12 protein-coding genes are annotated in these 13,262 nt (G+C 54.2%); 11 read left to right on the top strand and 1 reads right to left on the bottom strand.

The window, feature by feature from the left end; genetic code table 11:
- Position 1: 1 nt before the first annotated feature.
- Positions 2–1,525: an apolipoprotein N-acyltransferase gene (lnt, locus tag LQ901_RS02810; protein WP_233671957.1), complete on the top strand. Its 1,524-nt coding sequence runs from the start codon at positions 2–4 to the stop codon at positions 1,523–1,525.
- Positions 1,526–1,636: 111 nt separating this feature from the next.
- On the opposite strand, the gene LQ901_RS02805 is transcribed toward lnt, so the two are convergent.
- Complete coding sequence (locus LQ901_RS02805; protein ID WP_039045530.1) at positions 1,637–2,119, bottom strand: zinc ribbon-containing protein; 483 nt, start codon at positions 2,117–2,119, stop codon at positions 1,637–1,639.
- 243 nt (positions 2,120–2,362) lie between these two features.
- On the opposite strand from LQ901_RS02805, the gene leuS reads away from it, so the two are divergent.
- The 10 genes from leuS to LQ901_RS02755 all read left to right on the top strand — a co-directional run bounded on the left by leuS (position 2,363) and on the right by LQ901_RS02755 (position 13,221).
- Positions 2,363–4,948: a leucine--tRNA ligase gene (leuS, locus tag LQ901_RS02800; protein ID WP_233671956.1), complete on the top strand. Its 2,586-nt coding sequence runs from the start codon at positions 2,363–2,365 to the stop codon at positions 4,946–4,948.
- 15 nt (positions 4,949–4,963) lie between these two features.
- On the top strand, positions 4,964–5,530 hold the full coding sequence (gene lptE / locus LQ901_RS02795; protein ID WP_152145458.1) for an LPS assembly lipoprotein LptE: 567 nt from the start codon (positions 4,964–4,966) through the stop codon (positions 5,528–5,530).
- Between the two features lie 10 nt (positions 5,531–5,540).
- Complete coding sequence (holA, locus tag LQ901_RS02790; protein WP_233671955.1) at positions 5,541–6,578, top strand: DNA polymerase III subunit delta; 1,038 nt, start codon at positions 5,541–5,543, stop codon at positions 6,576–6,578.
- Positions 6,575–7,252: a nicotinate-nucleotide adenylyltransferase gene (gene nadD / locus LQ901_RS02785; RefSeq protein ID WP_233671954.1), complete on the top strand. Its 678-nt coding sequence runs from the start codon at positions 6,575–6,577 to the stop codon at positions 7,250–7,252. Before holA ends, nadD begins: the two co-directional genes overlap by 4 nt.
- A 75-nt stretch (positions 7,253–7,327) precedes the next feature.
- Positions 7,328–7,645: a ribosome silencing factor gene (gene rsfS / locus LQ901_RS02780; protein WP_010864269.1), complete on the top strand. Its 318-nt coding sequence runs from the start codon at positions 7,328–7,330 to the stop codon at positions 7,643–7,645.
- A gap of 3 nt (positions 7,646–7,648) precedes the next feature.
- A complete protein-coding gene (gene rlmH, locus LQ901_RS02775; protein WP_010864270.1) occupies positions 7,649–8,119 on the top strand; it encodes a 23S rRNA (pseudouridine(1915)-N(3))-methyltransferase RlmH in 471 nt (156 codons plus the stop codon).
- Positions 8,120–8,160: 41 nt separating this feature from the next.
- A complete protein-coding gene (mrdA, locus tag LQ901_RS02770) occupies positions 8,161–10,062 on the top strand; it encodes a peptidoglycan DD-transpeptidase MrdA (RefSeq protein WP_233671953.1) in 1,902 nt (633 codons plus the stop codon).
- Positions 10,055–11,173 carry a peptidoglycan glycosyltransferase MrdB gene (mrdB, locus tag LQ901_RS02765; RefSeq protein ID WP_010864272.1) on the top strand — a complete coding sequence of 373 codons (1,119 nt, stop codon included), beginning with the start codon at positions 10,055–10,057 and terminating at the stop codon, positions 11,171–11,173. The genes mrdA and mrdB overlap by 8 nt, the downstream gene beginning before the upstream one ends.
- A gap of 8 nt (positions 11,174–11,181) precedes the next feature.
- On the top strand, positions 11,182–11,958 hold the full coding sequence (locus tag LQ901_RS02760; RefSeq protein WP_233671952.1) for an SPOR domain-containing protein: 777 nt from the start codon (positions 11,182–11,184) through the stop codon (positions 11,956–11,958).
- Positions 11,959–12,042: 84 nt separating this feature from the next.
- Positions 12,043–13,221, top strand: coding sequence for a serine hydrolase (locus LQ901_RS02755; protein ID WP_010864274.1), 1,179 nt, complete (start codon positions 12,043–12,045; stop codon positions 13,219–13,221).
- Positions 13,222–13,262 lie beyond the last annotated feature (41 nt).

Raw genomic sequence — 13,262 nt, 5'->3', positions numbered from 1 at the left:
TATGATGCAACTGTTAACTCGCCGGCGGTTTGCGCTACCGCTGGCGGCGCTGTTTGGCGCCTTGGGTACACTGGCCTACTCCCCGTTTGATTTTTGGCCATGTGCTCTGCTGTCTTTGATGGGATTACTCCTGCTGACCTTAAACCGTTCGGCCAAACAGGCTGCGTTGGTTGGGTTTGTCTGGGGGTTTGCCCTGTTTATCACCGGCATTAGCTGGATCAACGTCAGTATCCAGCAATTTGGCGGGTTACCGGTGGCGGTCGGTTGGGTATTGGTGGCATTACTGGCTGCCTACCTGTCGCTCTATCCGGCGCTGTTTGCCGCCTTACTGGCGCGTCTCTTGCCGTATGCCAATGCTGCGCGTTTGGTGTTTGCCGCACCGGTACTGTGGACCTTCACCGAGTTTCTGCGCGGCTGGATGCTCACCGGCTTCCCGTGGCTGCAATTTGGCTATACCCAGATTGATGGCCCACTGCGGGGACTTGGGCCCATCACTGGCGTGCAAGGCATTACCTTTGCCCTGATGCTCATCAGTGGCCTGCTGACGCTGGCGCTGGTGCGTCGTAAGGTGATCCCTGCCGTAGTCGCGGTCGCACTGCCACTCGCGGCATTGCCGCTGGCTAATCTGCATTGGGTGAAAGCCGATGGCGAGCGCAAAATCAACGTGGCGCTGGTTCAGGGCAATATCGATCAGGAGCTCAAGTGGGAGCCAGCGTATCGGATCCCGACACTGCAAACTTACCTCGATATGTCACGTCCGTATCTGCAACGCGGCGATCTGGTGATTTGGCCGGAAGCGGCGATTCCATCACTGGAAACCGAGGAAAATGAGCTGCTGAGCATGCTCGATAGCATCACCCGCAGCAATAAATCGATGCTGATCACCGGCGTGGTGGATCGTAATCCGCAGACCAAGCAGTTCTTTAACACGGTGATTGTGCTCGGCGATCCGCAAGAGACGTATCAATATCCAACCCGTAACCGCTATAACAAGAACCATCTGGTGCTGTTTGGCGAATACGTACCGTTTGAAGGTTTGCTACGCGAAATTGCGCCGCTGTTCAATCTGCCGATGTCTTCATTTAGCCGCGGCGATGACCTACAGCCGGATCTGCGGGCCGGTCAATTCCATCTGGAAACCGCTATCTGCTACGAAATTATTCTGGGCAGCCGGATGCGCGCTAATTTCCTGCAAAATCCAGATACCGATTTCCTGCTGACTGTCTCTAATGATGCGTGGTTTGGTCACTCTATCGGCCCGTGGCAGCATTTCCAGATGGCACGCATGCGCGCTCTGGAACTGGGTCGTCCGCTACTACGCGCCACCAATAACGGCGTCACTGCCGTGATTGATAGCAATGGCGAAATTCAGCAGCAGATCCCGCAATTCAAAACTGCGGTGCTGAGCGCGACCGTGGTGCCGATGCGCGGTGAAACGCCCTATGCTCGGTTTGGTGACTGGCCATTGTGGATTGCATCACTTTTAGCCATCGCAGCGGCGGCGGTTTTACGTCAGCGCCGTTAATAGCAAGTGACGCCAGCTGTGTAGCCACACCTTAAGCAACGCATCTGCGCCATAATGAAAAACGCCGTCCTAGGACGGCGTTTTTGTTGTCTTGAATATCATCAATCCGCGTTACGGCTGAAATGGCTGACGGCTAAACTCGGTACCGCCGCATTTTGGACACACCGGCAACACATCTGGATGGTTGAACACCAAACGATGATGGCAATGTTCGCACACCAGATTCCCCAAACCGACAATCTCGCCGCTTTGGTATACCCCGTGGTGGGTTACATCATCAATCACCTCACGCCATTCCAGCTGGGTTTTATCGGTGATCTCCGCCAACCCCTGCCAGATACTTTCTTTCAGGCTCAGGTAGAACACCCCGTCTTTGAACGCCGCCTTGCTCTCTTCATATGACTGCGCAAACTCCGCCAAGTCACGTTCGATATAAGCATTGATCAGAGCCAACTCATCACGGGTCAGATCGCTGGTTGCATTCAGATAAGCTTCGGTGGTCTCCACCGCCTTATTAATCTGGTGTTCACCGGTTTGCAAATCACGGGTGAAACGCTCGATAAACGCCTGATAGTACTTTGTCCACTTACTCATCATGCCTCCTCAGCCTGCAAGGCTGTACCGGTAGATAGCGGCTTGTTCGCGGCCAGCAACACCACAACGGGCGCTGCTCTATTCAGTGTAATCTGCAAGAAAAGAGTACTCCATCGACAGCAAAACACTAAACTCCGACGGGAAAAGCCGGTTGCTATTGTTGCACCTTGCTTCAATACGTTATTCTATGAGAATTTCTAAGTGTGATACTTAACTAACCCCACAGAATTCTGGATTGTCAGCATGCAAGAGCAATACCGCCCGGAAGACCTTGAAGGCAAGGTTCAGCAACATTGGGATACCAAAAAAACGTTTCAGGTTACCGAAGATGCCAGCAAAGAGAAGTTTTATTGCCTCTCCATGTTCCCGTATCCGTCCGGCCGCCTGCACATGGGTCACGTGCGTAACTACACCATCGGTGATGTGATCTCCCGCTACCAGCGCATGCAGGGCAAAAATGTACTGCAGCCTATCGGTTGGGATGCGTTCGGTCTGCCAGCAGAAAACGCGGCGATCAAAAACAAGACCGCGCCAGCACCGTGGACTTACGACAACATCGAATACATGAAAAACCAGCTGAAAATGCTGGGCTTTGGCTATGACTGGAAGCGTGAAATCGCTACCTGCAAGCCAGAATACTATCGTTGGGAGCAGTGGTTCTTCACCAAACTGTACGAAAAAGGTCTGGTCTACAAGAAAACCTCTTCCGTGAACTGGTGCCCGAATGACCAAACCGTTCTGGCTAACGAGCAAGTAATCGAAGGTTGCTGCTGGCGTTGCGACACCAAAGTTGAACAGAAAGAGATCCCACAGTGGTTCATCAAGATCACTGACTACGCCGATCAGCTGCTGAGCGATCTGGACGGTCTGAACGAATGGCCAGACATGGTGAAAACCATGCAGCGCAACTGGATTGGCCGCTCAGAAGGGGTCGACATCACCTTTGATATCGACGGCATGGATGACACGCTGACCGTGTACACCACCCGTCCAGATACCTTCATGGGCGTGACCTATGTTGGTATTGCCGCCGGTCACCCACTGGCGCAAAAAGCCGCTGAGAACAACCCAGAGCTAGCTGCATTCATCAACGAATGCCGTAACACCAAGGTGGCCGAAGCTGAGCTGGCAACCATGGAGAAAAAAGGCGTGGCCACCGGCCTGTACGCTATCCACCCACTGAACGGCCGCAAGGTGCCAGTATGGGTAGCGAACTTTGTACTGATGGGCTACGGCACCGGCGCAGTCATGGCGGTACCGGCGCACGATCAGCGCGATTATGAATTTGCCACCAAGTACAGCCTGCCAATTGATGCAGTAATCAAACCGGCTGACGGTAGCGAGCTGGATATTTCCGCTCAGGCATACACTGAAAAAGGCATTCTGTTTAACTCTGGTGAGTTCGACGGTCTGGACTTCGACGGTGCGTTCAATGCCGTCGCTGACAAGCTGAACAGCATCGGTAAAGGTGAGCGCCGCGTGAACTTCCGTCTGCGTGACTGGGGTGTGTCTCGTCAGCGTTACTGGGGCGCGCCAATTCCAATGATCACATTGGAAGACGGCACCGTAATCCCAACGCCAGAAGACATGCTGCCGGTCGTGCTGCCAGAAGACGTGACCATGGACGGCGTACAAAGCCCAATCAAAGCCGATCCAGAGTGGGCGAAAGTGACCGTTAACGGTCAGCCAGCCCTGCGCGAAACCGACACCTTCGATACCTTCATGGAATCCTCTTGGTATTACTCACGTTATACCTGCCCGGATTACAACGACGGTATGCTGAACCCAGCAGCGGCTAACTACTGGCTGCCAGTGGATCAGTACATCGGTGGTATCGAGCACGCGACCATGCACCTGCTGTACTTCCGCTTCTTCCACAAGCTGCTGCGTGATGCGGGTCTGGTTAACTCCGACGAGCCAGCCAAGCGTCTGCTGTGCCAAGGCATGGTTCTGGCTGATGCATTCTACTACACCGGTAGCAACGGCGAGCGTATTTGGGTATCCCCAACCGACGCTATCATCACCGAGCGTGATGACAAGGGTCGCATCCTGAAAGCACAAGACCAAGACGGCCATGAGCTGGTGTATGCCGGCATGAGCAAGATGTCGAAGTCCAAGAACAACGGTATCGATCCACAAGAAATGGTGGAAAAATACGGTGCTGACACCGTGCGTCTGTTCATGATGTTCGCCTCTCCAGCCGAAATGACACTGGAATGGCAAGAGTCTGGCGTTGAAGGTGCGAACCGCTTCCTGAAGCGTCTGTGGCGTCTGGCCTTTGAACATCTGGCACAAGGCCCTGTTAGTGCGCTGGATGTGGCTGCGCTGAACGCAGATCAGAAAGCACTGCGTCGCGATCTGCACAAAACCATCGCTAAAGTGAGCGACGACATCGGCCGTCGTCAGACCTTCAACACCGCGATTGCGGCTGTGATGGAGCTGATGAACAAGCTGACCCGTATGCTACAAGAGACCGAGCAAGATCGCGCACTGCTGCAAGAAGCGCTGATGGCGGTGGTACGTATGCTGTACCCAATCACACCGCACATCTGCTTTGCTCTGTGGCAAGAGCTGGGCGGCGAAGGTGATATCGACGTTGCTCCATGGCCAGTGGCTGACGAAGCGGCAATGGTCGAAGACAGCAAGCTGGTCGTGGTACAGGTGAACGGTAAGCTGCGCGGTAAAGTGACTGTTGCGGCCGATGCCACCGAAGAGCAAGTGAAGGAAGTAGCCTTTGCTGATGCCAACATCGCCAAACACATGGAAGGCGTGAGCATCCGTAAGGTGATCTACGTACCTGGCAAACTGCTGAACGTGGTTGTCGGCTAACACAGGAGCATTTACGTGCTGAAAGCATCGCTACTCAAGCCGTTAATGACAATCCTGACCGTGGTGGCATTAGCCGCCACGGCGGGCTGCGGTTTCCATCTGCGTGGGACAACTCAAATCCCACAACCGCTACAGAAAATGAGCCTGCAAAGCTATGACCCGTACGGCCCGCTAACCCGCGCGGTACGCGAGCAGATGCAGCTCAATGACATCACCATCGTCAGTGATACCACGCCAGGTGTACACCAGTTACCGACGCTGCGTATCAACAGCTCCGGCCAAGGCGATGCGGTCGTGTCAGTTTTCCGTAACGGTATTGCCGCCGAGAAAAACATTACTCTGAACGTGAATGCCAGCGTATTGATCCCAGGTCAGGATCTCTATCCGCTGTCTGTTCAGGTAACCCGTTCTTTCTTCGATAACCCAAATACTGCACTCGCCAAAGCAGCTGAAGAAGATTTGCTGCGCGACGAGATGTATGAGGAAGCGGCCCGCCGCCTGATGCTGAAATTGCTGACTATTCAGGCCCGTACCCCAGCGGCTACGGACACCCTGCCGGCCAACTCTGCGCCGGCACAATAATCTGAACCTGATGAATAAAATTTATCCGGAACAACTTGGCGCGCAACTGCAACACGGGCTGCGCGCCTGTTACCTGCTCCTTGGTAACGAACCGCTGCTGTTGCAAGAAAGTCTCGATACCCTACGCCAGCACGCCCGTCAACACGGCTTCGAAGAGCGCCACAGTTTTACCCTTGATAATAGAACCGATTGGGATGCTATTTTTGACTGCGCCCAAGCCATGAGTCTGTTTTCCGCTCGGCAAATTATCGAGCTCACCTTGCCGGAAAGCGGCCCCGGCGCGCATAACAGCGAACCCTTGGTTACGCTGGCCGGCATGTTACATCCCGATATTTTGCTACTGATCCAAGGCGGCAAGCCAACCCGCGCGCAAGAAAACAGTAAATGGTTTAAAGCGCTGTCGCAGCAAAACGCTACCTTGGTCAGCTGCCAGACGCCGGAGTTAGCCCAGCTTCCGCGTTGGGTTAGCCAGCGTGCTCGTTCGCTGAAACTGCAACTCGATGAACCGGCGCTCAATTTGCTGTGCCATTGCTACGAAGGCAATCTGCTGGCGCTGGGTCAGGCTCTTGAGCGCCTGCGCCTGCTGTTTCCCGATGGCAAATTATCACTGCCGCGCGTCGAGTCTGCCGTTAACCAGTCCGCGCACTTTACCCCTTATCACTGGCTGGATGCGCTCCTCGAAGGCAAGACCAAACGCGCCCTGCGCATTTTGGAGCAGCTGAAAAACGAAGATGTCGAACCTGTGATCTTGTTGCGTACTCTGCAACGGGAATTACAGCTCGTGCTGCAATTTCACCAGCAGATGCAATGCGGTATACCGCTGCGCACTCTGTTCGATCAGCATAAAGTGTGGCAAAACCGTCGTCCGTTACTGACTCATGCAGTCCAGCGCCTGACCTTGCCACAGCTCACGGTCCTGTTCACGCAACTTGCCGCGCTTGAACGCAGCGTCAAACAAGATTACAGCAGCAATCCGTGGCCAGCACTGCAAACCCTCAGCTGTGGTGTGTGTGGCCATGTGTTGGATCTGGGGTCACCATCGACATGACTGAGCATGCGTTATCCCCAGCAGCCACGCTGCCAATCATCGGTCTATATGGCGGCACCTTTGATCCGCTGCATCGCGGTCATTTAGAGCCAGTACAAGCCTTAGCCCGCACCTTGCAACTGAGCCAAGTGCGGCTGATACCCAACAATGTGCCGCCACACCGGGCACAACCGGTCGCATCTGCCGCCCAGCGCGCCGAGATGGTGCGTCTCGCCTGCGCAGCTAACCCGCTGTTTGTGCCGGATTTACGCGAACTGCAACGCAGCACACCGTCCTACACCATCGAAACGCTGGAAGAAGTGCGCCGTGAGATAGGCCCGCACCAACCGTTGGCCTTTATCATCGGTCAAGATTCCCTGCTCACGTTGCCCAGCTGGTTTCGCTGGCAGGAGCTGACGGACTACGCGCACTTACTGGTATGCGCGCGCCCCGGTTATGCGCGGATGCCGGATGATGCGGCATTTCAGCGCTGGCTACAGCCGCGCTTGACCACGGATTGCAACGTGCTGCACCACCAACCGGCCGGCACGGTATTTTTGGCCGAAACACCGGAATATCCTATTTCAGCCACCGCCATCCGCCAGCGTTTGCAAAACGGACAACCGTGTGATGACTGGCTTACCTGCGAAGTGGCCACCTACATCACACAGCATGGCCTGTACTCATCACGCTAGTCGCATGCTATACTCCGCCGCCTATTTTCGGCTAACTGCATATCACCGGAACTGATTTCCGGTCAGGGGGAACCTTTGCAAGGCAAGACACTCCAAGACTTTGTTATTGATAAAATTGACGATCTGAAAGGCCAAGATATCCTGCCTTTAGATGTACGCGGCAAGTCCAGCATCACCGATTACATGGTGATCGCTACCGGTACATCAAGCCGTCATGTCTCTTCCATTGCTGACTATGTGGCTAAAGAAGCCCGTCTGGCAGGTGCGGATATGATGGGGATCGAAGGTACACAAACCGGTGAATGGGTGATCGTGGATCTGGGTGATGTGATTGTGCACATCATGCAAGAAGAGAGCCGCGCCCTGTACCAACTGGAAAAACTCTGGAGCTAAGCGGTGAAACTGCAACTGGTCGCGGTCGGCACCAAAATGCCGGCCTGGGTTGAAACGGGCTTTCAAGAATATGTGCGCCGTTTCCCCAAAGACATGCCGTTTGAACTGCTGGAAATTCCAGCCGGAAAGCGCGGCAAAAATGCCGATATCAAGCGCATTCTGGAAAAAGAAGGCGAACAAACACTGGCGGCCATCCCAAAAGGCAACCGGATTGTAACGCTGGATATTCCGGGCAAACCGTGGACGACCGAGCAATTGGCCGAACAGCTGGAGCGCTGGAAGCAAGATGGCCGCGATGTCAGCTTTTTGATTGGCGGACCGGAAGGTCTGGCGCCGTCGTGTAAAGCGGCTGCGGACCAAAGTTGGTCTTTATCTCCCCTGACCTTACCACATCCGCTGGTACGGGTCGTGGTGGCAGAAAGTTTATACCGGGCGTGGAGCATCACAGCTAACCACCCTTATCACCGGGAATAATTACGCTGTTTACAGCATTATCATTGGGATTGTTATAGCGGATGAAGCAGGATCGTACGCATTTTCGGGATCACTCGTCGGAAAGCGCGTTATTTTTTCGCCGGGCCATTGTCGCCTTTATCGGCATTCTGCTGTTAAGCGGTGTTCTGGTTGCCAATCTGTACCACCTTCAGGTGCAGAACTACGAAGACTACCAGACCCGCTCCAATGATAACCGGATCAAACTGCTGCCGATCCCGCCGAGTCGGGGTCTGATTTATGACCGCAACGGCATCTTGCTGGCGGAAAACCGCACCGTCTTCCAATTAGAGATGGTGCCGGAGAAAGTCGACAGCGTCGATAAGACGCTGGCTGCTTTGCGTCCCATTGTTGGCCTGACCGACGAAGATATCGCCAACTTCCGTAAAGAGCGCAAGCGCTCACGCCGTTTTAGCTCTATCCCAATTAAAACGCCGCTCAATGAAGAGCAGGTGGCCCGTTTTGCCATCAACCAATACCTCTTCCCCGGCGTGGAAGTGAAAGGCTACCTGAAGCGTTACTACCCGTATGGGGAGGCGCTGACGCACGTCATCGGCTATGTAGCCAAAATTAACGATAAAGACGTCGTGCGACTGGATAAAGAAGGTCGACTGGCCAACTACGCCGGTACCCACGATATCGGTAAGCTCGGCATCGAGAAATACTACGAAAATATCCTGCACGGCCAAGTGGGCTCAGAAGAAGTTGAGGTCAACAACCGCGGCAAGGTGATCCGCAAACTGCGTGAACAACCGGCTACTGCCGGTCAAAACATTACGCTGAGCTTAGATCTGGAGCTGCAGCAATATATCGAACGTATTCTGGGTAAACGCCGCGGAGCGGTCGTGGTGATGGATCCTCGCGATGGCAGCATTCTTGCGATGGTCTCCAGCCCAAGTTATGACCCGAACCTGTTCGTCAACGGTATTCCGAGCAAGACCTATAGCGCCCTGCTCAACGATCCAGATCGCCCGCTGATTAACCGGACCACCCAAGGCACCTATCCTCCGGCCTCCACCGTCAAACCATTGATTACTGTGGCGGCGCTGGAATCTGGCGCGATCACCACCAAAACCACGCTGTTTGACCCTGGTTGGTGGAAACTGCCGGGTTCCGAAAAACGCTACCGCGACTGGAAAAAGTGGGGCCACGGTCAGCTGAATATCACCAAAGCCATTGAAGAATCGGCAGATACCTTCTTCTATCAGGTTGCCTACGACATGGGCATCGATCGCCTGTCTGAGTGGATGAAAAAATTCGGCTTCGGCCAGTATACCGGCGTGGATATCTCGGAAGAGCGCTCGGGCGTCATGCCATCACGGGAATGGAAAATGGCCCGTTATCGTAAGCCGTGGTATCAGGGCGATACCATTCCGGTGGGGATCGGCCAAGGTTACTGGACCGCAACCCCATTGCAGCTAGCTAAAGCCATGACCATCTTGATCAACGATGGCGAAGTGAAACCGCCACACCTGTTAAAGAGCATTCAGGGTAACGGCATCACCATGAACTATCCGGAAGAAAATCTGCCCTCGATTGGCGTGAAAGACTCCGGCTACTGGGAAATCGCCAAAGACGGTATGTACGGCGTGAATAACCGACCAAACGGTACAGCCCGTCGCTCATTTGCTGGCACGCCGTACAAGTCCGCCGGTAAGTCGGGTACTGCGCAGGTATTTAGTCTGGCACCAAACCAGACTTACGATGCGAAGAAGCTGGCCAATTACCTGCACGACCATGCTTGGTTCACCGGTTTTGCACCGTATGACAACCCACAAGTCGTCGTCTCCATTTTGCTGGAGAACGCCGGTGGCGGCTCCACCAACGGTGCACCAATCGCACGTAAGATTTTCGACCATATTTTGCTGGGTAAGAACGATACCGATCTGCCGGCTGCGACACAGGATCATACTCCGAATGACTGATACCAATCCCAATCGCCCTCGTTCATTCTGGGATCGCATTCATATCGATCTCCCGCTGCTGACAGGGTTGTTACTGCTGCTGATGATGGGCGCGTTTGTGATGTACAGCGCCAGCGGTCAGGACATCGACATGATGGAGCGTAAAATCGCGCAGGTCAGCTTAGGTCTGCTGGCGATGTTCGGCATGGCGCAAATTCCACCGCGCGTGTATGAAAGCTGGGCACCGTACCTGTATATCGTCGGGGTGATTTTGCTGGTGCTGGTTGACCTGTTCGGTGCGATCTCCAAAGGGGCGCAGCGCTGGCTGGACTTAGGCTTCATCCGCTTTCAGCCTTCCGAGCTAATCAAACTGTCGGTACCGCTGATGGTGGCGCGTTTTATCAGCCGCGAGCCATTACCGCCCTCGTCACGTAACACGGTGATTGCGCTGATCCTGATCTTTGTCCCAACTTTACTGGTTGCAGCGCAACCGGACTTGGGGACCTCGGTGCTGGTTGCCAGCTCGGGTCTGTTCATCGTGTTCTTATCCGGCATCAGCTGGTACTTCATTTTGGGCGCGGTATTGTTGATCGCCGCCTTCGTGCCGGTGCTGTGGTTCTTCCTGATGCACGATTATCAGCGCACGCGGGTACTGACTCTGCTTAACCCAGAAAGTGATCCGCTGGGCGCCGGTTACCACATTATCCAATCCAAAATTGCCATCGGCTCAGGTGGCGTGTTCGGTAAAGGTTGGCTGCACGGTACCCAGTCCCAGCTGGAGTTTTTGCCAGAGCGCCACACGGACTTTATTTTCGCGGTGATCGCCGAAGAGCTGGGGATGATCGGCTTCTTAGTGTTGCTGGCCTTGTACCTGTTTGTTATCGCCCGTGGCCTAGTGATCGCGTCACGTGCGCAGACCGCCTTTGGCCGTCTGCTAGCTGGGGGGATCACCCTGATCTTCTTTGTGTATGTATTTGTGAATATTGGTATGGTCAGTGGTATCCTTCCGGTGGTGGGCGTACCGCTGCCACTGATCAGTCATGGTGGTACTTCCATCATTGCTCTGATGGCCGGTTTTGGTATCGTGATGTCTATCCATACCCACCGTAAAATGTTATCTAAAAACGTATGAGGGACTTCATGCGCAATTTACGCGTTTCCGCAATTGTCTTCAGTTTGCTGCTGGCAGGATGTGCCGCCCAGCAGCCAGCGCCACATCAGGATGCGGCCAATCAGCCACAAGATCAGGGTGAAGAGACACAATCTTTTGCTCTGGATATGTCGCCACAAATGGAGACGCTGGGTAGCGCCGTACCGGTTAATCACGAAGCCAGTGAGCCTGAGTATGCACAACCTGCAGCGCGCAGCGCAGAGAGCGGCGCAGACAACTCTTACGCTACAAGCAGCGATTCGGATAACAGTTATGCCAGCAGTGCCGCGCAGCCAACCCTGAGCCAGCCAGGCTCGATTGAAGATGCGCCGGCGAAGCAGCAAGCCTTGCCGATGTACAGCAACACCGATCAAAACGGTGTCACCACCATGGTCAGTACCGAAGGCAACAACACGCGCATTCACTTTGCCGCCCCTGCCGGTGAGCCCGAAGTGATCCCCGAGCCTGCCGCGGCAGCGCCGGTCGCCTCCCGCACCGCGACAACACACACTTACACACCTGCCGCCAGCAGCTCTGATGGCTACATGGTGCAAGTGGTCGCTATCAGTAATGCGGAGCGGGCCAAACAATTGCTTACTCAGCTTAAACAAAGTCACCAAGTCAGCGGTAAAATCGAACCGGCTGGTGCGTTTTACCGAGTTCAGCTAGGACCGCTGAGCTCACGTGCACAAGCTGAGGAACTCCGAGACAGTCTGAAGGTCGAAAACTATCAGCAAGCGTTTGTTTTAGCGGGCGCCGGACGCTGATAAAACCCGCCCTGTCAGTGAGGGTAGCGGATACCTTGTTCATTTAACTTTTTGTTTCACCATGGAAGAAGTCACACACAGACCATGAAATTAACTACATTTACCCAATCTATTCGGGCTCTGCTGCTCGGTACTCTATCGGTTTCCGCATGCTATGCGCAGGCAGATACCACCATTCCTGCAGCGCCTGAAATCGCGGCGAAGTCTTATATCCTGATTGATTACAACTCAGGAAAAGTACTGGCTGAGCGCGATGCCGATATGAAGGTTTTGCCGGCCAGTCTGACCAAGATGATGACCAGCTACGTTATCGGCCGCGAAATCAAAGCCGGTAAAATCTCGCCGGACGACATGGTCACCGTGAGCAAAAACGCATGGAGCAAAAACTACCCGGACTCCTCCAAGATGTTTATCGAGGTGGGTAAGCAGGTCAAAGTGGCTGACCTGAACCGCGGTATCATCATTCAATCCGGTAACGATGCGTGTGTGGCAATGGCTGAACACGTTGCCGGTAGCGAAGATTCCTTCGCCGACATGATGAACAACTATGCCAAGCAGCTGGGCATGACCAACTCCCACTTCATGAACCCACACGGTTTGGATAACCCAGATCAGTACAGTACCGCACGCGATTTGGCGACACTGGGCGCCGCGCTGATCCGTGATGTGCCGGATGAGTACGCCGTGTATAAGGAAAAATCCTTTACCTATAACGGGATCACCCAGCCAAACCGTAACTCCCTGCTGTGGGACAAGAGCATGAATGTGGACGGGATCAAAACCGGTCACACCGCCGCAGCCGGTTATAACTTGGTGACTTCCGCGACAGAAGGCCAGATGCGTCTGGTTGCCGCAGTCATTGGTGCTTCCAGTTCACAACAGCGCGCGGCAGAAAGTAAAAAACTGCTGACATGGGGCTTCCGTTTCTTTGAAACCATCGAGCCTCTGAAAGCCGATCGCGAATTTACCAAAGAGCGCGTTTGGTTCGGTGACAAGTCAGAAGTTAGCCTCGGCGTGCTGAAAAATGTTTACCTGACCGTACCACGTGGTCGCGTTAACGATCTGAAAGCGCACTTTGTGCTGGATAAAGAGCTGAAAGCACCACTTAAGCGTGGCGAAGCGGTCGGTAAAATCTACTTCCAGCTGGATGGCAAAGATATTGATACTCAGCCGCTGGTGGTATTAAATAACGTCGAAGAAGGCGGGATCTTTAGCCGTCTGATGGATTACTTCACTTTACTGTTCCACCGTTGGTTTGGCTAATTTCGCCCCCATATAGTAAACAGTAACGCGTAACAACGTTA

This window comes from Plesiomonas sp. PI-19 (assembly GCF_021368255.1).
GTDB lineage: Bacteria > Pseudomonadota > Gammaproteobacteria > Enterobacterales > CAMTGL01 > Plesiomonas > Plesiomonas shigelloides.
Note: the sequence above shows the minus strand (reverse complement) of the source record. Positions and strands in the feature narration are given on the sequence as shown.